At 60.6% G+C, this 18,120-nt stretch carries 23 protein-coding genes; all 23 read right to left on the reverse strand.

From position 1 onward, the window contains the following. Positions 1-57 precede the first annotated feature (57 nt). The 23 genes from AD659_RS19110 to AD659_RS19220 all read right to left on the reverse strand — a co-directional run bounded on the left by AD659_RS19110 (position 58) and on the right by AD659_RS19220 (position 18,119). On the reverse strand, positions 58-1,104 hold the full coding sequence (locus tag AD659_RS19110) for a phage late control D family protein (RefSeq protein ID WP_053124042.1): 1,047 nt from the start codon (positions 1,102-1,104) through the stop codon (positions 58-60). A gap of 63 nt (positions 1,105-1,167) precedes the next feature. Further along, positions 1,168-1,374, reverse strand: coding sequence for a tail protein X (locus AD659_RS19115; RefSeq protein ID WP_053124044.1), 207 nt, complete (start codon positions 1,372-1,374; stop codon positions 1,168-1,170). Next, complete coding sequence (locus AD659_RS19120) at positions 1,349-2,194, reverse strand: phage tail protein (protein ID WP_053124045.1); 846 nt, start codon at positions 2,192-2,194, stop codon at positions 1,349-1,351. The genes AD659_RS19115 and AD659_RS19120 overlap by 26 nt, the downstream gene beginning before the upstream one ends. 9 nt (positions 2,195-2,203) lie before the next feature. Further along, complete coding sequence (locus tag AD659_RS19125; RefSeq protein ID WP_053124047.1) at positions 2,204-4,837, reverse strand: phage tail tape measure protein; 2,634 nt, start codon at positions 4,835-4,837, stop codon at positions 2,204-2,206. Positions 4,838-4,937: 100 nt separating this feature from the next. Further along, on the reverse strand, positions 4,938-5,264 hold the full coding sequence (locus AD659_RS19130) for a phage tail assembly protein (RefSeq protein ID WP_014339635.1): 327 nt from the start codon (positions 5,262-5,264) through the stop codon (positions 4,938-4,940). 66 nt (positions 5,265-5,330) lie between these two features. Further along, on the reverse strand, positions 5,331-5,840 hold the full coding sequence (locus AD659_RS19135; protein ID WP_053124050.1) for a phage major tail tube protein: 510 nt from the start codon (positions 5,838-5,840) through the stop codon (positions 5,331-5,333). 12 nt (positions 5,841-5,852) lie between these two features. After that, positions 5,853-7,016: a phage tail sheath subtilisin-like domain-containing protein gene (locus AD659_RS19140; RefSeq protein WP_053124051.1), complete on the reverse strand. Its 1,164-nt coding sequence runs from the start codon at positions 7,014-7,016 to the stop codon at positions 5,853-5,855. Between the two features lie 87 nt (positions 7,017-7,103). Next, positions 7,104-7,523, reverse strand: a complete 420-nt coding sequence (locus AD659_RS19145) for a hypothetical protein (protein ID WP_053124053.1) — start codon at positions 7,521-7,523, stop codon at positions 7,104-7,106. A gap of 8 nt (positions 7,524-7,531) precedes the next feature. Beyond that, a complete protein-coding gene (locus AD659_RS30245) occupies positions 7,532-9,451 on the reverse strand; it encodes a phage tail-collar fiber domain-containing protein (protein ID WP_063680128.1) in 1,920 nt (639 codons plus the stop codon). Then, positions 9,451-10,053: a phage tail protein I gene (locus AD659_RS19155; RefSeq protein WP_053124055.1), complete on the reverse strand. Its 603-nt coding sequence runs from the start codon at positions 10,051-10,053 to the stop codon at positions 9,451-9,453. Before AD659_RS19155 ends, AD659_RS30245 begins: the two co-directional genes overlap by 1 nt. Beyond that, positions 10,050-10,934 carry a baseplate assembly protein gene (locus tag AD659_RS19160; protein WP_053124057.1) on the reverse strand — a complete coding sequence of 295 codons (885 nt, stop codon included), beginning with the start codon at positions 10,932-10,934 and terminating at the stop codon, positions 10,050-10,052. The genes AD659_RS19155 and AD659_RS19160 overlap by 4 nt, the downstream gene beginning before the upstream one ends. Next, entirely contained in the window at positions 10,931-11,257 is a 327-nt protein-coding gene (locus AD659_RS19165; protein ID WP_053124059.1) for a GPW/gp25 family protein, read from the reverse strand. Before AD659_RS19165 ends, AD659_RS19160 begins: the two co-directional genes overlap by 4 nt. A 4-nt stretch (positions 11,258-11,261) precedes the next feature. Beyond that, on the reverse strand, positions 11,262-11,510 hold the full coding sequence (locus AD659_RS19170) for a hypothetical protein (RefSeq protein ID WP_053124061.1): 249 nt from the start codon (positions 11,508-11,510) through the stop codon (positions 11,262-11,264). A 59-nt stretch (positions 11,511-11,569) separates the two neighbouring features. Next, on the reverse strand, positions 11,570-12,133 hold the full coding sequence (locus tag AD659_RS19175; RefSeq protein ID WP_053124063.1) for a phage baseplate assembly protein V: 564 nt from the start codon (positions 12,131-12,133) through the stop codon (positions 11,570-11,572). Beyond that, positions 12,130-12,654, reverse strand: coding sequence for a hypothetical protein (locus tag AD659_RS19180; protein WP_153043895.1), 525 nt, complete (start codon positions 12,652-12,654; stop codon positions 12,130-12,132). The genes AD659_RS19175 and AD659_RS19180 overlap by 4 nt, the downstream gene beginning before the upstream one ends. Beyond that, entirely contained in the window at positions 12,647-13,309 is a 663-nt protein-coding gene (locus AD659_RS19185) for a hypothetical protein (protein WP_053124065.1), read from the reverse strand. The genes AD659_RS19180 and AD659_RS19185 overlap by 8 nt, the downstream gene beginning before the upstream one ends. After that, positions 13,306-13,620 (reverse strand): head-tail joining protein, encoded by a 315-nt coding sequence (locus tag AD659_RS19190; RefSeq protein WP_053124067.1) that lies wholly within the window; start codon positions 13,618-13,620, stop codon positions 13,306-13,308. Before AD659_RS19190 ends, AD659_RS19185 begins: the two co-directional genes overlap by 4 nt. A gap of 2 nt (positions 13,621-13,622) precedes the next feature. Further along, positions 13,623-14,618 (reverse strand): major capsid protein, encoded by a 996-nt coding sequence (locus AD659_RS19195; RefSeq protein ID WP_053124069.1) that lies wholly within the window; start codon positions 14,616-14,618, stop codon positions 13,623-13,625. Positions 14,619-14,678: 60 nt separating this feature from the next. Continuing rightward, a complete protein-coding gene (locus tag AD659_RS19200; protein ID WP_053124071.1) occupies positions 14,679-14,888 on the reverse strand; it encodes a hypothetical protein in 210 nt (69 codons plus the stop codon). A gap of 45 nt (positions 14,889-14,933) precedes the next feature. Further along, complete coding sequence (locus AD659_RS19205; RefSeq protein WP_053124073.1) at positions 14,934-15,278, reverse strand: head decoration protein; 345 nt, start codon at positions 15,276-15,278, stop codon at positions 14,934-14,936. Beyond that, entirely contained in the window at positions 15,275-16,435 is a 1,161-nt protein-coding gene (locus AD659_RS19210) for a head maturation protease, ClpP-related (protein ID WP_053124075.1), read from the reverse strand. Before AD659_RS19210 ends, AD659_RS19205 begins: the two co-directional genes overlap by 4 nt. Further along, on the reverse strand, positions 16,432-17,913 hold the full coding sequence (locus AD659_RS19215; RefSeq protein WP_053124077.1) for a phage portal protein: 1,482 nt from the start codon (positions 17,911-17,913) through the stop codon (positions 16,432-16,434). Before AD659_RS19215 ends, AD659_RS19210 begins: the two co-directional genes overlap by 4 nt. Then, on the reverse strand, positions 17,913-18,119 hold the full coding sequence (locus AD659_RS19220) for a phage head-tail joining protein (RefSeq protein WP_043041996.1): 207 nt from the start codon (positions 18,117-18,119) through the stop codon (positions 17,913-17,915). Before AD659_RS19220 ends, AD659_RS19215 begins: the two co-directional genes overlap by 1 nt. Between the last annotated feature and the right edge of the window lies 1 nt (position 18,120).

Raw genomic sequence — 18,120 nt, forward strand, 5'->3', positions numbered from 1 at the left:
AAAAAAAGCCCGCTCGATGGCGGGTTGCGGTTGTGTTTGAGGTGGTGCTGAGTCCGCTTAAAGCTGGACGACCTTGACCGGCTTGGCTTCCTTCTTCTTTTTCTTCCCCTTGGCATTGGCCTTGCCCTTCTTGCCGCCGTTGCACTCGACTGCGGTGGTCCAGCCACTGGGGGTAAACAATTGCTCCACCGCCTCAGCCAGGTATTCACCGTCAAGCCCGGGCTTGATCCCCTGAACGATGATGGACCGTTCGGCAAATACATCGGTACGCCCGGCCATTTCCAGGCGAACCCCGGCGCTGCTGCGATTGAACGCGGCCAAGCGCGCCTTGGCGGCCTGCTCGGCGGCTGACTTGTTGGGGTAGATATGCCGGTCGGTATGGACCGCTGGCAGGCCGTTCGGTAGGTCGTCGTTGTCCAGCTCGACCACCTTAAGCGCGCCGGACTTTTTGTCCTGGTGCTTGGTGCGTACCGCCTTTTGCGTATTGCGGTCGCCGAGACGGAATTGATAGCGGCTCAGATCAGAGCGCCTCAGAACCACAGGGCTCAGGTTCTTGCCGCTGGCTGTTTGACCACCTTGCCGAGGCATGACCAACAGCTTGCCGTCGGCCAGCTTGGCCGTGCAGTCATATTGTTTGGCAAGGCGGGTGATGAAGTTGTAATCCGACTCGTTGAGTTGGTCGACTCGAGGCACCTTGGTTTGCACCGGACACACCGGCTGCCAACCATTGCGGGCTGCCACGTCGCGGACAATTTGCTGCAGGGGCACGTTTTCCCAGGACCCGCTGCGCACGGTCTTGCCGCTGCCGCGCATGTCACTGGCTTTACCCCGAATGATCAGCGTATCCGGAGGCCCGGACACCTGGATTTCATCCACGGTGTACAGCCCCAGGCGAGTAAGGGCCTTGTCGGTGTAGCCCAGGTAGACCTCAATACTTGCGCCCCGCGTGGGTAACGCGACCGCTTGATCCCGGTCATCAATGCGCAGCTCGAAGTCGTCCGACTCCATGCCGGGCTTGTCCGAGACACGCAGCTCTAACAGGCGATCGTTGATCAGCGTGGTGATGTCCTTGCCGTCCGCAACGATGCGAAAGGTCGGCTTCATGGTGATACTCCAGAAACAAGAAGCCCCGCACAGGGCGGGGCTTTTGAGGAATGACGGTGCTGTTTAATCCCACAGCTGGATATCCTCCAGCGTCTGCGCTGGCAGATCCGGCAGCAGGATGATCACACCAGCGCGAAACGGTTGAGGCTCATCGGCCAGGCCTTGATTGGCGGCAAGCACGGCCTCCACCGTGCCATTCAGATGGCCGTAGTAGTGATGACAGACGGTGTCCAACAGATCCCCGTCAGACGTTCTGCAGGTCGTCGCCATAGCTCACAAACTCCAGTGAAAAGGATTGCTTACGCGGAATACCACCCGCGAGCAGGTTGCTTTGCTCTTCCTCGATGTTGAGCAGGCACCAGGTGCCGAGCACTTCGCCGTAGCCGGTGGTCAGGTTCACCGGCTGCAGACGTCGCCCGATGGTACGCAAGGTGTCCAGCTGTTTGAGCCCACCTTTGAAGCCGGGAAAAATCACGCCCTTGAGGCTGATCTTGTCCTCTCCCTGGCCGACCGCCTGCTGGGCGATGCTGCGTGTCAGACGTTCCTGGCCTGCCCAACGAAACGATGTCTGCCGACGTAGCTCCTCGAAAGCCGCCGTATCCAGGTTGAAGTAGTACGGCTGCGCGTTCGGCTCCAAGGGCTGCATGATCAGCAGGTGCGGGAACGGCTTCACCGCCTCGGCCGCTGGTGTCAGCTGTGGAGCAAATGAACCCGTGGGCATGATGTTGCTCAGCGAGGGGCTCACCTGGCCGGCGATGCGATTAATCGCTGCTCCCGCCTTGCCTGCCTGCTCCTTGAGCGAACCCAGCCGCTCTTGGACTTGGCCGGCTGCGGTGACGGCTTGGTTGTACTTCGCCGCCACCTGGCCCACGGTGGACTGTGCCGCGTTGATGGCCCGCATGGTCCGTTGCATCTTGGCGCCGATGGCAGGCCCAATGAAGGGCACTCCCTCCAACTCCGAGGCGGCACCCGTCATGTCGCTGATTGCACCGTTGAGCGGGCCCAGCATGCCGTCGAGACTGGTACGGCCAGCCTCCCCCGCTGCAAGCAGTGATTTGAACACCGATTGCAGTTGCTCCATGTAGGCCATGGCACCTCCTTAAACGTGAGGGGAATCGAACAACTGACTCGACGCTTGACGGGCGGCCACGTCCCGGGAGAAGGACTCCATTAACTGGCGCAGATGCGGCTCCAGATCCCGAGCCAGCTGCGCCGGGTCTTTTACATCGCCTTGCACGGTGATGGAGACTTGCGGCGCAAAGCTGAAAGCCTGCTCAACTTTTGGCGGCACAGGCGGCGTCGGCTCTGCCACCTTCGCGACTTCGGGCGGCTTGGTCGGTGCGTCAGTAGAGGCCGCTGGCTTGTCTGCTTTTGCGTCCTCAACCTTGTCATCACTGCCAAACCAGGACTTGCCCAGGAAGCCACCGATACTCTCGCCACCCAGGCCGCCCAAAGCGGCACCAATTGCTCCGCCGATGGCGGTACCGATGATCGGTACCACTGAACCAATAGCGGCACCGGCAGCACCACCCGCAAGCGCGCCCGCCAGACCACCGGCCGCGCTGCCGTATCCTTCGGCTTTTTCATCCTGCGTTGTGGCGTTGAGTGCGGTGTCCAGGGCACCCACTCCCGCATCGAGCACCGATCCACCTGGGACACGCTTGGAAAGACGCGTAACCCCTCTTATCGACTTCACCGCCTGACCGAGTGAACCGCTAGGAACGGCCTCTGCGACCGCAGCCATAGGGAGAGCGGCCACCGCTGCGGCCTTGGGTAAGGCGGACAATGCAGACGCTTTGGGCAGAGATGGCATTGCGGGTGCGGCCACTGCCGGGGCACTCGGTGCCCGAACCATCATCCGCTTGCGCGGCATAGCCCCTATGCCAGAACGACGACCACGGCGGCCACGTTGACGCTTGCGCGCAGCGCCTCCAGGATCTGTCCCCGGACCGCTGGCACTGGCCCTGCCGATAGCATCCGCATTGACGACAAAGACCCGCTGCGGCTCGCTGCCAGCCTCCGAACTGCCTCCCATGAGTTTGCCGAGCACACCCAGGCCCTTGTCCACCGTTTTGATACCGGTTTTCGGAGCCTTGGCAGCGGCACCACCCAGGGCACCCGCGCCTCGTTCCATCGCTCGACCACGCGATATGTTGTAGAGCCCCTTGCCAATCTTCACCGCGCTGGCAGTCGTCTTGAGGGCCAACAGGCCGGCGGTGATGGCAGCAATGCCAAGCACCACCGGTTGCGAACCATCCGAAAGCTTGGTCAGCCCACGCACAATTGAAGTCAGGCCCTGGGCGACCGCATCGGTCGCTGGGCGGATGGCGTCACCCACGCTGCGCATGCCATCGCTAACCGCCTGGCCCAGCTCGTCCCACATCTGCTTCGACGTTTCGCGCCGCTCGGCCAGGTTCTTATCGAGGATCCCGCCAGAGGACTGCGAATCCTTTTTCAACTGCTCGTACAGCGACTTGTTTTGCGAGTAGGCCGTGAGCGCCGCCTTGACCTGCATGTCTGCGAACAGGTCACCGGTACGCAGGGATTTCTCCAACGCATCGAGCGCCGCCTTGGCCTTCTCCGGATCCGTCTCCTTGCTGATCTTGGCCTGGGCCTCGGCCATCTTCGCGGCCTTTGCCGGGTCGGTGGCCTGGATGTATTTCATCGCCAGGGCGAAGCTGGATTCCAGGGTCGACATGCCCTTCTGGATGCCAGTGTTCAAGGAGGCTTGATAGTCGATACCGGCGTCCTTGTACGCCTTGACCACGTCGCCCGAACCGATTTTTTCCATCCAGTTCTTGAGGTTGTTGGCCGCTTCGTCCGAGCCCCCGGCCGTTTTCATCTGCACCTGGAGCATCGCGCCCAAGGAGCTGACCGCTTCCATGCCGGTGCTACCGTTTTTCTCCATGCTTGCCAACAGTTGAGGGAACCACCGGGCCATGTCGCTGGCCTCGAAGCTCCCCGCCTGTCCCTGATAGGCGATGGCCTCCAGGGCCTGCTGCATCACCTTCGGGTCGTTGATCTTGGCGTTCTGCTGCAGCGCCATGATCATGCTGGCCGTGTCGACGCCGGATGCGCCCTGGCCGATGGCAAACTTCGCGGCCGTCGGTGCGTAGGCCATGGCCTGCTTAAGGTCCATACCTGCACCGACCAGCTGATTCACCAGGTCCGCCACGTCGTTACGGGCCATACCCGTATCGCGAGAGGTCTGGATTACTGTCTGACTAAGCTGTGTTTCTTGCGGCTTGTTGACCACATCCGCCTTGATCGCGATGTCACGGATGATCGCCTGATAATCCGCGCTGACCTTGGTCGGAATCGCCGCCAGGCCTGTGGCTACAACACCCTGACCAATGCTCGACGTGAGTCCTTTCTTGCCGGCATCGAGCTGCTGGTGACCTTTGAGCTGCAGATCGGCGGCTTTAGCTGCACGGCCGAGGCGCTGGTACTCCTGCCCCAGCCTGCCCACCTCCACGCCCTGCTTGCGCAGGGCATCAAGGTTGCCGTTGAGTTTGCGCAACAGGCCATCGGCCGAAGCAGCGCCGCTGTCGTGCGCCCGCTTCCATTCATCACGCAGGCGGATGGTTTCGCCAATGGTGCTCTTGAGCACCTTGGCCTTGCTGCCTTTGTCCTCCAGCTTTTTGATGTGGCCTTCAACCGTGCGGAAGGCAGACGCCATCGTCGAACTAACGGCGCCGCCAATCACCAGCGATAACGCCAGTTTGCTTGCCATCGTCTACCCCTTGTTTCAGTCTGAGAGCCACCAGACCATGTCGGAGAACGGCATGGCGAGAATTTCAGCGGCGGAAAAATTCAGCTCGGTGGCTAGACGCTTAGCCAGTTGCTTCTGCACCTTGGGGTTGAAGTTCATCTTCTCGCACCAGGCGAAAATAGCCGGCCTGTATGCGGTTGAAGTCCTTCAGCGTCAAGCCATCCAGATCCTTGGTTCCGACTTCGGCCAGGGAGGCGAACAAGTTCAGGTCTTGCTGTTCTTCATCATTGGGCGCTGTTTGGCGGGCGATACGAAGGTCACGTACGGTCGGTGTTCGGAGGCTCAGCGTATCGACACGCACGCCGTTGGCTTCAGATGGCACAGTCAGTTTTACGGTGACGCGGTCAGCGGCCAGGGTCATCCAGCTTGGAATTGCGGTACTGCTCATAGAGGTATGTCCTTAAACAGAGGAGCCGCCGCCCGGGCGAATCGCCAGGCGGGGTATCAAGAAGAGTTAAAGTCCCAATGCGGAACGCTGGACGGCCAGTTGATCAACGCCGTTGATGACACGGCGCATGCCGATGGGGTCGATCTCGTAGACGGTTCGTCCGTCCACTTCGAGCTTGTAGTAGGTCAGCCCGATGGAGTGCTTGATCTCGGCCTTGTCGCCCGGCTTCCAGTCGCCCATGTCGACTTCTTTCAACGTGCCGCGCAGGGTGACGATGACCGGCGTGACTTTGCCTTTGAGCCCTTTATAGGCCCCTCGGAACGTACCGTTAAACGCCGTGCCGTCGGCCAAGCCGAAGAACTTCAACGACTCACGGCGTACGCCAGTGGTAGTAAAGCTCGCTTCCTGTTTTTCCATGCCCATGTCCAGCTCGACCGGCGCGTCCATGCCGCCGCCGCGATGCTCTTCCATCTTGAGCGTGAGCTTGGGGAGCGTCAGGCTCGGCACATCGCCCTGGAAGCTGACGCCGTCGGCGAACAAGTTCAGGTTCGCCAGGGTTTCGGGAATCATTGCCATTGAGGTCGCTCCTTAAGCGGCGGTGTCGAGGACTTCGGTCAGCCATTGATTGGTGACCTCTACGCGGAAGTTGGGGTTTTCTGCCGGCGGAACGTCGGTGAAGCGGATGTTCCAATACACCTTGCCCTGCTCCAGCTGGCTGGCCGTGTTCAGCTCCGGGTCGGCATACACCTCGAAGTTGATGATTGCGCCTTGGGCTTTCAGGTCGCGCATGAACGCCTGCAGACCTTCGGTCACATCCTTGATGTATGTCGCTGTGATGGAGCGGTCCACCGCCCATTTGTGGCCGTAGAGGATCGCGTCCATGACGATGTCCATCGTCCGAACGCGGGTAACGAACGCCCACTTCGGATCGCTCGACAGCGTGCGGTTGCCCCACAGGCGGAAGCCGTCATCACGGATGATCGTGGTGATGTTGGCGTTGTTGAGCAGGTTGGCTCGGCAGGTTTCGTCACCGTCCAGGAACTCAATGGGCCGCGTGGTGCCAGTGATGCCGACAAATTCTTTGTTCGAAGGCGAAGCCCAGAAGCCGTATTCGCTATCGGTCCAGGCGAACAAGCCCGCCACCCAGGCCGAGCCCGGCGCGTCGACCGTGGCGTCCGCCGTGGTGTCCCAATACCGCACGCCGGGGTCAACCAGGTACGCCCGCTTGGCGCCGAAGTTCTCGGCGTAGGCCATAACCGCCTCATCGGTGGTGTTTGGACCGTCGAGGATGGCAAGCCCTCGCAACTTGTCGGCCACTGCCACCAGGGCGGTACCGACAGCCTGTGTCGCGCTGTGCTTGGGAGTCACCAACAGCCGCGGCTGCGCGTTGAACCGGCTCTTGCCGTCCAGCAGCGCCTGCAGGCCAGTACGCTTGCCGTCAGCCAGAACGCCGCCAATGATTGCCGAGGTCTGTGCAGCCGGATCGGCCAACTGGGCCACACCACAGGCGACGATCACCGCCTTGGCCCGGGTGTAAATGGCCTTGCAGGCTTTGGTAATCGCCGAGTCGGCACCGAAGGCAGCCACCGCTTCGCGCTCATTGGTGATCACCACCAGGTCATTGGGCTGCGCGCTGTAGGCAGGCGCCGGTACAAAGGTGTCAACGAGTCCAATGATCGAGGACGAAGGCAACGCAATGACACGAGCGCCGGTGTCGACGTTCGTGGTGGTAACGCCGTGAAAGAAGCTCATAGGTTCTCCAGATACGAAAAGGCCCCGCAATGCAGGGCCTAGCTTGTGATGAGGCGGAAAAGAAAACGCCCCGTCGATGCGGGGCGTTTATTCGGATTGATGAGGCAGCCAGGCGGGGATTGGAGGCCGATGATCAGTCAATGGAAATTCGCCGGCCTCCGGCCAGTTGCGCAGGGCCCGTCGGTAGGTTTGAAGCTCCGCATATTGCTCAGCAGTCAATGTTGTTACGACGCCCTCCTCCATCTCGTCTCGATGGCGTGTCACAACCCCATCAGTGAGTGATAGTTGGTTATCGCGCCAGGCCCGCTCGATGCCAGCTAGTTCCTCTACAGTCGGCGGCGGTGGATCCTGCAGCTCTGGTCGGCCATCAGCGCCCTTTCCAATGATCTTGACCACCTGGCGCGGCTCAAACAGTGCGGCGTGGTCCTCATCAGATATTTCGATGCCTCCGTTATCAGTCAATTCGAAGGCAAATCGACCATCTTCTTCAATCCATTTAGCGAACATAAATACCCTCAATAGCCGATGGCTAGCCAGTTGTAACCACCAACAGTCACAGCGGAATTGTTGCTAGTCACGTTGGTCATGAAGCCCGTAAAACCTGTACGGGTCGGCTGTGAGCACTGACAAAGACTTGGATTAGGCGCCGCACCAGCCCCCGCATACATGGCTCCCACATACATACAGGCAGTAGGAAATGCGACGGGGAACGTTACTGGCACTGTTCCTGACGCAGTATCCGTTGATGCATGCCCTATTTTAAATATCCAGCCACTGGGCAAAACTTGATGGCCGTTAGCTCCAAAAATGGCCGCAAACATTGGAGACGATCGCAAACACTCAAGACTGGCGTGGGCCCGCCACATCGCACCGTCCGACACCAGCAATATGTCCGACCCAACGGCCATGGTGTAAGGCGTGGAGACGGCAACGTTATTGATAGCCAGTGAGTCACCTGCCAACAGCGCCAACTTGGCCGCATCGACCGCGCTAGAAGTCGTAATCAGAATTGACGACCCCTTGGGCAGCGTACTTGCCTTGGGCAATGTCAACGTACCGTTTGCGGACAACTCGATACGTGTGCCGACGTGCGCAGCCGTTAGGGTGACGTTTCCACCGGCGATTCCCGCACTACTGGCAAAACTCCCTTTTTCGCGCTGTACGAATTCAGTGGTGGCTAGCGATTTGTCCTTATCGAATTGCGGTGGTGTTGGTGCAGTTGGGTTACCAACAAACACGGGGCTATCCAACGCTGCAAGGGAATTCCAAGGCTCCCATTGGGTAAGACTCCGGCGGCGCCACAGGAGAAGGTTATTTGCATAGGCTTGGAAAATTTGCAGACCGCCGCCGCCATAAATTTTGTGTATCACCGTACCGTTGGCCTCAACCGGCAAATTGGCGGTCGAGGTTGCACTGGCATAGTAAAAACCAGAGGCAAAGGTTGCGTCATCCATATCGAGGATAGTTGCGCTTGGCGAAACATCACCAAGGCCGACAGCGGCCAACATCGTCTTGGCAAAGGCTGTCGTGGCAACCTGCGTATTATTTGCGTTAGGGATGGCTGTGGGTGCCGTAGGTACACCCAAAAACGCGGGCGAGTTAAGTGGGGCAAAGCCTTGCGTGATGTTTTGAAACGTCAGGGCCGTAGTGCCCAAAACAATCGGTCCGTCTGTGATCAATTGCCAGCGAGTGTCAGCCAGCGTAGCGCCTTGCTCGACGGACAGAATCATCGCCGACGTGACTTCAGCGTTACTGTCAGCATCCGGTGCGCGCTGCCAAGCCGCTACGCCGACAATGTAGATGCCGTTGTCCTTGGAGGTCACTTGATTTTTCACCAACACCCGGTCGCCTGCGAACAGGCTAACGCCGTCGATGGTCTGAAGCCCAGTCAACGCGATATTGGCCGTGGTCGCCACGCGCACCGACTGCTTGTTATCTAGCTTGTACAGTTCTTCCTGGATTCGCCGCTCGACAAACTCCCGCGTCGCCAACACAACCGATGGGTCGATTTTGAGTGTGATGTTGCCCGTGCTGCTGACGATGATGTTCATCCGCACGACCTGAGTCCGACCCGAGCCCTGCGACATGATCGGCTTAAAGCTCGGTGGGCAGTTCGCGACCGCCACCAGATCCCCGTCAGCGTCGTACAAGGCAATTTCACGTATCCAACGTCCGCCCTCATCGGCCGGTATTACCTGCTCCGCGACAATTACCGCCGGGTTGACCGGGTCAATAAAAAGCTGATTCAACGGCCGGCGACGCCATTCGTTGATAAGAGACGTTTGCACCGCGCTTGGAATCGGGTCGGTGCCGTTGGCGTCTCCCAATCCCATCTCGGTAAGTTTCCAGGGAACGCCAAGGGCATTGGCGTTTGCCAGTTTCGCCGCCCCCACGTTCGTGAGAATCGCGAAAAATTGCGAGGTCTGATCAATCATTAGTAAACGTCCAAGATGTCTATGGTGTGTTCGCGCCCTACCACGCCGAAGGATCCGGTGACTTCAATGTCACGCATGATCGGCGGGTACACGTCGATTTCGTCGCCCTCATACAGGGCAACACCGATGTTCAAATTCCCTCGGGTTTCGAGGCTGATCGCTAATCCGGTCATGTGGCGACTGACCGGCCTGGCGTCATCGATCAGCCACGTCAGTTCCTGATAGGTCTCTTCGCTGATGCCTTCATCGGAAATGCCGATCTTCAAGGCGAACGTTCCCGGTACCCCCTTCGGCTCGGTCTGGAACCACTCGACTACCTCGATCACGTAGCCGAACGGTTCCACCACGCGACGCAGAGCCCCGATGGTTCCTTTATGGGCGTGAACGTAGAACGAAGAACGGATCACCGAACGCTTGACCTCTTCGGGCCACGCCTCGTCCCAGCGGTCCACGGACCAGGCCCAAGCCAATTGGTAAAGCAGGTGCGCCGGGCAGGTGTCGGGGTTGTATAGGGTTCTGAGCGGTATCTCTGTTGTTTCGTCGATAGCCGCCTCAATGGCCCGCTCAAGCTGAGTGCTGTTGAGGGGAAGCAAACTTTTCATTTACCACCCCGCTTTATGGTGAACCCCGTGCACCACGCTGCCTGGGCTTTGGTTGGACGGATGTCCACCCATCCAGGGATCTCGACTCGGGCCACGCCGCTGACGTGGATCTGTGCATCAATCGCCGAACGGGCCACCTCAACGCCCAGACGGCGCCGTGGATTGATCCAGGCCTGAAGTCGCGCATTACACTCGGCAAGCGCTGCCTCGTTTTCCGGCCCGGTGCCGGCCATGTACACCACGGCATCGATTCGATAAGGCAGGATCTCGGCGCCCTGCACCGTCAGCCGATCAGCAACAGGCCGCCGATCTTCATCGTTGAGGTAAGTGTCCACTTCGACCAACAGCTCGGGGCTGGCCGTACCATCGCCGTCCAGGGACAGTACCGTCACGACAACCTCGGCCGGCGCCGGGCTTTCGGCCGTGGCGTCTGCCACCAGGCCGGAGGCGTTACGGGCATGCAAGATGTAGCTGTTTCGCGGCCCGGCAGTGGTCAGCCCTTCGTACCTCAGCTGGATACGCTCGCGCAGTGCGTCGTAGCTTTCCAGCACCTCCGCCACTGTCGGCACGGCGGTCAAGTCCTCAGCCTGAATGACCAGGCGCTCAAGGTTCACGTTGGCGGCCAACTGCACCAAGTCAGCACCCGTGGCATGAGCCAGGAACAGCGCCTTGGCCGCGTCGTTGACCCTGGCCCGGTTCTGCATGCGCCGATAGGCCCCCAACTCCAGCAACTTGGTTACCGGATCGCTTTCAAGGAAAGCGGTCCAGTTGTCGCCCATGTATTCGCGAAACGTTGCCAGCTCGCCCTGATACAACTCTTCAAAGTCCAGACTCTCCAGCACCTGTGGCGCCGGCAACGCCGAAAGGTCGATAGTGCTCATGCGTTCACCTCCAGCACCACGCCATCGCCAATATATGAGCCCGTCAGTTGCAAGGTGATTTGTCCATCCACCACCGCAATGACCCGGACACGCTCAAGCTTTAAACGAGGCTCCCAGCGCCCGAGGGCACGAGCGACCTCGGCCTGTACCGCGCTTTTCCAACCCTCGTTAACTGGCAGGTCGACATAACGGCGCATCTGGCTGCCGTACTCTGGACGCATGCGGCGGCTGCCGACAGACGTGCTCAGAATGTCCTCGATGGACTGCCGCAAATGCGCCTGCCCGGACAGCGGCTGCCCCGTGCGACGGTCCACTCCGATCATGGAATTACTCCGTCAGCTGTTGCATATCCGGGTGTGCCTTGAGAAAGGCGTATTGATCATCGCCGCAGGCTGTGACCTGGCCGGCGATGACCGGCAAGGTGCTGTCGTCTGGCATGATCAGCGTGCGTGAGGTGTATCGGGTGTCGCGAAACACTCGTGCCGGTCCGATGGGTGCCGGCGACTCGGTTTGGACTGGTTCAGGCAACGCCGCATCGGCAGTTGTCCGCTCCGTCTCTGTTCGCGCTTTGCTCATTTGGGTTGCTCCAAAAATGCGAAAGCCCGCACGTGGCGGGCTGTGGATAAATGTCGGAGTCAGTGTTTGTGGTTCGGCGTGTTGCCACTAGTGTCGATGATTTTTCCGCCGCCGTTGATATCGCCCGTGACCTGTAACGGGCCGTTGATCAGCACATTGCCGGTCAGGGTGATATCGCCTGCCGTGGCGTTGATCTCGCTGTCCGTTACGACCACTTCGGTTCCGCCGGCTTTGATGGTCACGGTACCGCTTGGCACGGTGATGGTGTAGGTACTGGCCTGCCAGTCATAGACCAGCGAACCACCATCATCGAAGCGCCACACCTCGACGTGGTCGCGGTTGTCCGGAGGTGCCCCGGCATCGCCATACAGACCGGGGATAAATGTGCCCTGCGCCACATCGCCGCTGGCACTTACCAGAGTTCCCTGCTCGCCCATGCTGGGCGCTCGCCAATGACGGGCTTTACCGGCGGCGATGCTGTGCCAACGCACCCAGGCACTGACCCAGTCCCCATCCGACACCCGACATGCGGGCGGCGAAGCGGTCAGATCCAGCGCGACCACATAACAACCCTTGACCAGGCCGGCCAGCATGCGGTCATGCTGCGCACTGGGGTAGCTCATGCCATATCCTCCGGTGGCTGGTAGTTTCCTTCGCTACCAGGTCCGGTGTCAGGGCTGAAACCCCAGAGCAAGGTACCCGGGGGCTGATTCGGCCACGGCCACTCCTCTTCACCGAGGTAAATAGTTTGTGTCCATTCAACGACCCAGACCGCGTAACCATCCAACTCGGGGCGGGTCCAGTCTTGGGCTGCCCGAACAAACTCGGCGGGCTCAACCTCCAGCCCCCATGTCTGGATACGCAACAGCACGGCCATTTGTGAGGCGGCGAATGCCGCTTTCTGCTGGCACTCGGCATCCTCACCGCCAACTATGAAGCGCACCTCCAAACGCGCAACCAGCGCCGTCTCCCCTGTTCCGGGATCTCGACCGGGCTCCAGCTCGACCAACTCGATCACCGCAGCAGGCAAGTCGATGTGATCGGCCATATAGGGCATGGTCCGCACGCAGGCCAATCCTGGGATCGCTTGGTCGATACGAGCCTCAACGGCCTGATACAAAAGCTCAAGATTGAAGTCAGACACGGGCAGATCCTCGCAGATACTTCTGCAGTTCAAAGTTCAGTTCCTGCTCCAGGATCTCAAGCAGGCGCTGGTGAGCCCGATTGGTCCATGATTCGAAGTGCGGCCGGACGTCCTCCAGGGATATCTTGGCCTTGGCAAGTGGAAAACGGCTGTCGTTCTCCGAGATCCAGCCCGAGCTTGCCCCACCACCGCCAGACACCTCACTATCGGGATAGTCGCTGGCCTTAAAGTGTTTGCTCGCGGTTCGAATCCAGATATCGGGCCGGCTGCCATAGACCTTCTTGAAAAATGCCCCCTCATATCGACGGCCTGCTACCGAAACACCTGACCGTGATTGTCGAGGTCGACCCGCACGGCTGGCCTCAATCGCATTGATGCCGAACCACAGCTTGCCTTGCCCGTTGCCGGAAAGCGGGTAGGCCCGCAGGCGCTGCCGTACAGCAGACACCGCGATGCGTTCCTGCCGGCTGACGGTGCGGGCAATGTGAGTTCGCAGCCACCGCAACGTTTTGTTGATGGCCCGGCGCTGTGCAGCTAAGGAAGCCTTGGGCACCAGCGCAGCGAAGTCAGCAAACGCTTTCAGATCCGACCGATCAGCCTGCAGCGTGATCATGCCGCTGCTGGCCGACTGCTTGACGTAGCTGCCGACGCTCATGGGGATTTCCTCAGCACCAGAGTCACCAAGCCATCGCCGCCGGGCTCCGGCCTGACGACGATGTAGTTACCACCGCCGTCATGCACCGGCAGGTCGACCACGACCTGTTGTCGCTCACTGACGCCCTCGGCGTCTGCCACCCGGATGATCAGGTGCGGCTCGCGCAGGCCGGTGTTTATCCGGCCGAGTTTGGGTTGCAGCCATGGCGCCGAAAACATACCAAGGACTGGGCGGCCTTCGATCAGCACCGAGTCGCCGAGGACATCGAATACCGTGTTGTCCAGGTCGCTGACCAGCTCGCGAAAGCTCATGGTTAGAGTTCCAGCAGGATCTGAGCACGGGGCCGTGAGCACAGGTGCAGCGGGTTGGATTGCGCTTCGCCGGCCACACCCTTGTTGAAAGGCAACGGCTCCAGCTTGCTGTAGTACGGAATGCCCTGGGTATTGACCGTTTCCATGTAATCCGCCGGAGCGAACACCGAGATGTACAGGTCCGGCACACCTTCAGGGACCAGCAACGCCTTATCGTCGTGGACGAAGGCCACACCGGCCACCTTGCCACGGTAGCGCTCCCAGACGATGCCGCCGAACTCGAAACTCTCCCGAGCGTCCCCTCTCAATGCCGCCGCTTGCTGCGTGGCGATGTAGGTTTCCTTGACCGACTTGTGAACGATCAGCTTGTTCCAGAAATTCTTGCCACAGAAGGCGCGGGAGCCGGTGCTGGTGACGCTGCCCAGCGCGTCCTCCTGCATGTCCAACGCCTCTCCGCACTTAACGCGCAGTTCGGTGCTCGGGTCGTTCAGCCCCATGGACAGTTTTTGTCGGGACACTCCGAAGGTGGCGTACAGGTCCAACAGAGGTGTCGAACCGTCGGCGTCCAGAATCAGGCCGTTGAGTGCGCCCATGCGCTGGAATTCGTGAGTGGCGTCCAACTGGCGGCGCGCTTTTGCCAGCCGGGTATTCACGACGTCCTGTACCGCTTGCAACTCGGTGCGGGTGCCAAACGCTCGGATGCCCTGGATCTCGTCGGCCTTGATGGTAAAGCGTTCCGGCAGGTGCACGGTGTTGAAAGGAATCATCTTGCGTTTGCTGGCACCGACCACCAGCCCCGAAGTACCGCGCTCACCCGCAGGCACAAGGGCCAGGGTGTCGCCATCCTTCTCGATTTGCACTGTCAGGGTAGCAACGCCCTCTTCTTGAAAGAGGCCGAGGCTGCCGATACGGCCCGGCAGATAGGGTTGTTCGTTGATTGCGGCGGTGAGCGCCGGTACGGCAAACGCTTCGTCGTCAAAAATGGCGATATCGGCCATGAGTACACTCCAGAAATGAAAAAACCCGCCGGAGCGGGTTCAAAAAAAATGTTTGTAGTTCTATCCCTGACGCAGGGCTCGAATTGCATTGCCGATCCCATCGGCATTCAGGTCCAGTGTTTCCAAGGCAGTCGTGATGTTGTCCGCAACGTCCAATGAACCTCTATCAGCGACCCAGTTGGAAAGTTCTTCAACGGCAGCGCCAATTGCGTTCTGATTGATCAGCAACAGCTCCAGGGCGCTGGCTAGGGCTTCGTTGTGGTCTGGCATAGAAATCGTCCTTAGTGGAGTTTCTCTGATGCTAGTTCAACCACTTTAACGAACGATCAAAAAATGCGCGGCGAGGGCCCTTTCCGCGTCGGGGTCCAGGCCGGTCAGATGGACTTCGCTCACCTCTGCCAGTCGCACCACGGCACGGGCTCGACGTACCACGTCGGATTCACCAAGCGGGCCGAAGAGGATCGCCACGGCGGTTTGCGTGCCGTCTTCGGCTGCCGGGTCGTAAGGGGCGAACTCGCCAGAGGCGGTGATCAGGCCGAGGACTTGCCCTGGATTCAAGGCTGGGCCTGCCGCGACGTTGATCGCTTCACGCGAGATGTTCCCGGCACCCTCGGACAGGAGGAATTCTCCGGCGTGCATCGGTTCCAGTTTGATGGTCATGGTCTTGCTCCTTTCGAGGTATTAGCGCTACCTGACTGCGCCGCCTGACGGGCTGCCCAGATAGAGGTGGGGTCGGGTTGTTTGGCCTGGACCTTCGGGGCCGGGTCTGCGTTGAGCGGTAGGCTGTTGTCGATCTCGAAGCCTTTGCCGCTGCCCACCAGCTTGTCGAACAGACGCGCTCGAACCGAGGCGGCATCCAAACCGGCCGCGACGTATTCGGCGCTGAACTCAGGCAGTCGTGCGGCAACGCACAGATCGTTTACGGCTTTGGCACGGGCCAAGCCCGCCAGGACGATGGCCTCGCTTTCCAGCTTGGTCGAGTTGAGCAACGGCTCGATCAGGTTGCTGATGCCGTCCACCGTACAACGCTGGGTGATCATCAGGGCCAGCTTGGCCGAGTTCGTCACCCGAGGCTCCTGGGGCGGATCAGTAGGTTCAGGCTCCAGCTCGATATCCGGCTCAGGTGCCTCGTCCAGTTGGGCGAGCAATTCAGCCGGGGCATGCTGGTAACGCTGCAGCACGGAGCCCTGCCCAAGGCACGCCTTGACCTTCAGCCCGTCGCCCACCTCATCGGCCAGCCCCAGGGCCACCGCTTCGCTGGCGGTCAGCCAGGTTTCAGCCCCCACCAGACGCCGAAGCTCGGCTTCGTCGATGTCCGGCGCCTTGGCCTTGTAGGCCGCGATGATGGCCTCCATGGTTTGATCCAGGACGTCGGCCACCTTGCGAAAGTCTTCGGCGTCCCCTGCCGCGTAGGTCCATGGGTTGTGGATCATCAGCATGGCGTTGGAGGCGATGACCACACGGTGCGCACCGCAGACCGCGACACTGGCCGCGCTGGCTGCCAGGGCATCGACACGGCCGGTGCAACGCTCGCCCAGGCGGGATAACGCGTTGTGCATCGCCAGACCATCGAACAAATCGCCGCCGATGCTGTTGAATGCGGCGATAACCGGCGAAACGCCGTCGTCCATGGCGCGCAGATCCTGCACGAACTGATTCGCCGTGATGCCCCAGGTGCCGATCTCGCCGTAGACGAACACCTCGATAACCCGCTCCTCGGCTTCGCCGCTCTCCTGCATGGCGTACCAGGTCTTGTCCTGGACGTTCACCCGCTGGCCGGCTCTGTTGTAAATGCGCGGAAGCGCTGGCTTGCTCATGATTGTTCCTTGTCGTCAGTAACCTCGACGGCTTCGTGCGTGTTGTAGTTGAGGCCCAGCGCCTGGGCTCTAGCGTTGTCGGCTGCGTTTTCCGCGTCGACGGTTTCAGCGTCGTAACCGGTGCGGGTGACCATCTCGCTACGTGAGGCGAACCCGGCTTGCACTTCCATGCGGCGGGCCTGCACGTCCTGAACAGGCTGGATGTAAGCCCAGCCTTGCGGCACCCAGCGCGTGCGTAGGTATTCGCGGCGCCGTTTGGCGTAGTCATCCAACACCAAGGCACCCGACAGGACCGCCATGTCCATCCAGGCGGCACGGATCGGGCGGCAGAGCTGATGCACATAAACGCCAAACTGAAGCTGTTCCAGGCGGCGCCGGAACTCGTTCAACACGACGCGCAACGCCCGGTCATTCACTTCACGCATGTCACCGGTGAGGATCTCGTATGGCGTGCCGGTGCCCGCGGCTGCGGCCATCAATTGTTGGCGCATGAAGTCGGGGTAGTTGTTGCCTGCGTCCGGCGGCTTGGAGAACTCAACCTCTTCGCCGGGCCCCAGCTCCTGCATGGTGCCGGGCTCCAGCGCGACCATGGGCGTGAATCCGTCACGGTCAAAGCTCAGCGGCTCACCGGTGACGGGATCCCTTGGCACGGGGCCAGTGTCCGGTGCCGGGCGGCTGATGAAGCCTGCGAAGAGGTTTGCAACCTCCTGCCGGAACAGCACTGCGTCGTCATAGTTATCCAGGCTACGCAGGCGCTTGAGTACGGGAGACAGGCGCGGTACACCGCGCAATTGCCCCGGCTCCACCGGTTCGAAGATGTGCAGCACCTGCGATGCCGGTACCCGTACCAACTGGTTGTAACCCGCGTTCAGCGATACGCCGTCGCGGGGGTGCGACAGATACATCCAGTAGGCCACCCGCTTGCCCTCCGGATTGAATTCGATGCCAGCACGAATGGAGTTGCCGGTGCGCGTGGTCTCGAATTTGTCGTGGGGCACAAACTCCGGCGCGAGGATCTGCACCTGGAGTGGCACCGCCAGCCCCTCGTCCAGGCGGCGTGGTCGTAAGCGGACAAAGCATTCGCCGGAAGTCTCGACGGTGCGAGCGACCAGCGCCTGCTGCCCATAGAAGTCGGTGTGCTCATCGGCGTCCGACTCGTCCACCCAGTCATCCCATAGCAGTTGCAGCAGCTTGCGAAGCGTGTTGTCTTCGGTGTTCGGCCTGGGCGTGATGCCCGTGCCGATCAGGTTGCTGACGCGTTTGTCGATGACGTTGAAGGCATACGGGTCGTTGCGTACCGCTGCCCGCGACCGGCCGCGCAGGTTGCGCAGTGCCGGTGTGTTGATGCTGTTGATTCCGTTGTCGGGTGCATCCCAGCCAGTGGATCGGCGACCCTCTCCGGCGCCTTCGTAACTGGCCTTGATGTTCGACGGCAACAAGAATCCGCTACGGCTTAGCGTCGGATAGTGTCGGGCCATCAGACTCCTTTGCCTCCGTGATAAAGCCGGACTACGCGGGAGCGCGGCCCGGCCGCGTTGACCAGAGAGGTGCGGATCTCGTCGCGGGCCTTGATCAGCTCGTCCACGGTTCGGTACTCCACGGTGCGATCGGTGTAGCGCACGACTTTCTCACCGCGTGCGATGGCCGCCTCAACCGCGTCGAGGTGCTTCTGTGTAAAGGACATA

Source organism: Pseudomonas thivervalensis (assembly GCF_001269655.1).
Taxonomy (GTDB): domain Bacteria; phylum Pseudomonadota; class Gammaproteobacteria; order Pseudomonadales; family Pseudomonadaceae; genus Aquipseudomonas; species Aquipseudomonas thivervalensis.

What these genes read in the sequence shown, in the direction of transcription:
- AD659_RS19170 (WP_053124061.1), bottom strand. Translation starts at nt 11,510, where the DNA reads ATGAGCAAAGCGCGAACAGAGACGGAGCGGACAACTGCCGATGCGGCG.
- AD659_RS19190 (WP_053124067.1), bottom strand. Translation starts at nt 13,620, where the DNA reads ATGAGCTTTCGCGAGCTGGTCAGCGACCTGGACAACACGGTATTCGAT.
- AD659_RS19145 (WP_053124053.1), bottom strand. Translation starts at nt 7,523, where the DNA reads ATGTTCGCTAAATGGATTGAAGAAGATGGTCGATTTGCCTTCGAATTG.
- AD659_RS19115 (WP_053124044.1), bottom strand. Translation starts at nt 1,374, where the DNA reads ATGGCGACGACCTGCAGAACGTCTGACGGGGATCTGTTGGACACCGTC.
- AD659_RS19160 (WP_053124057.1), bottom strand. Translation starts at nt 10,934, where the DNA reads ATGAGCACTATCGACCTTTCGGCGTTGCCGGCGCCACAGGTGCTGGAG.
- AD659_RS19215 (WP_053124077.1), bottom strand. Translation starts at nt 17,913, where the DNA reads ATGGCCCGACACTATCCGACGCTAAGCCGTAGCGGATTCTTGTTGCCG.
- AD659_RS30245 (WP_063680128.1), bottom strand. Translation starts at nt 9,451, where the DNA reads ATGATTGATCAGACCTCGCAATTTTTCGCGATTCTCACGAACGTGGGG.
- AD659_RS19185 (WP_053124065.1), bottom strand. Translation starts at nt 13,309, where the DNA reads ATGAGCGTCGGCAGCTACGTCAAGCAGTCGGCCAGCAGCGGCATGATC.
- AD659_RS19135 (WP_053124050.1), bottom strand. Translation starts at nt 5,840, where the DNA reads ATGGCAATGATTCCCGAAACCCTGGCGAACCTGAACTTGTTCGCCGAC.
- AD659_RS19210 (WP_053124075.1), bottom strand. Translation starts at nt 16,435, where the DNA reads ATGAGCAAGCCAGCGCTTCCGCGCATTTACAACAGAGCCGGCCAGCGG.
- AD659_RS19195 (WP_053124069.1), bottom strand. Translation starts at nt 14,618, where the DNA reads ATGGCCGATATCGCCATTTTTGACGACGAAGCGTTTGCCGTACCGGCG.
- AD659_RS19140 (WP_053124051.1), bottom strand. Translation starts at nt 7,016, where the DNA reads ATGAGCTTCTTTCACGGCGTTACCACCACGAACGTCGACACCGGCGCT.
- AD659_RS19120 (WP_053124045.1), bottom strand. Translation starts at nt 2,194, where the DNA reads ATGGCCTACATGGAGCAACTGCAATCGGTGTTCAAATCACTGCTTGCA.
- AD659_RS19155 (WP_053124055.1), bottom strand. Translation starts at nt 10,053, where the DNA reads ATGAAAAGTTTGCTTCCCCTCAACAGCACTCAGCTTGAGCGGGCCATT.
- AD659_RS19125 (WP_053124047.1), bottom strand. Translation starts at nt 4,837, where the DNA reads ATGGCAAGCAAACTGGCGTTATCGCTGGTGATTGGCGGCGCCGTTAGT.
- AD659_RS19205 (WP_053124073.1), bottom strand. Translation starts at nt 15,278, where the DNA reads ATGACCATCAAACTGGAACCGATGCACGCCGGAGAATTCCTCCTGTCC.
- AD659_RS19220 (WP_043041996.1), bottom strand. Translation starts at nt 18,119, where the DNA reads ATGTCCTTTACACAGAAGCACCTCGACGCGGTTGAGGCGGCCATCGCA.
- AD659_RS19165 (WP_053124059.1), bottom strand. Translation starts at nt 11,257, where the DNA reads ATGATCGGAGTGGACCGTCGCACGGGGCAGCCGCTGTCCGGGCAGGCG.
- AD659_RS19130 (WP_014339635.1), bottom strand. Translation starts at nt 5,264, where the DNA reads ATGAGCAGTACCGCAATTCCAAGCTGGATGACCCTGGCCGCTGACCGC.
- AD659_RS19110 (WP_053124042.1), bottom strand. Translation starts at nt 1,104, where the DNA reads ATGAAGCCGACCTTTCGCATCGTTGCGGACGGCAAGGACATCACCACG.
- AD659_RS19175 (WP_053124063.1), bottom strand. Translation starts at nt 12,133, where the DNA reads ATGAGCTACCCCAGTGCGCAGCATGACCGCATGCTGGCCGGCCTGGTC.
- AD659_RS19200 (WP_053124071.1), bottom strand. Translation starts at nt 14,888, where the DNA reads ATGCCAGACCACAACGAAGCCCTAGCCAGCGCCCTGGAGCTGTTGCTG.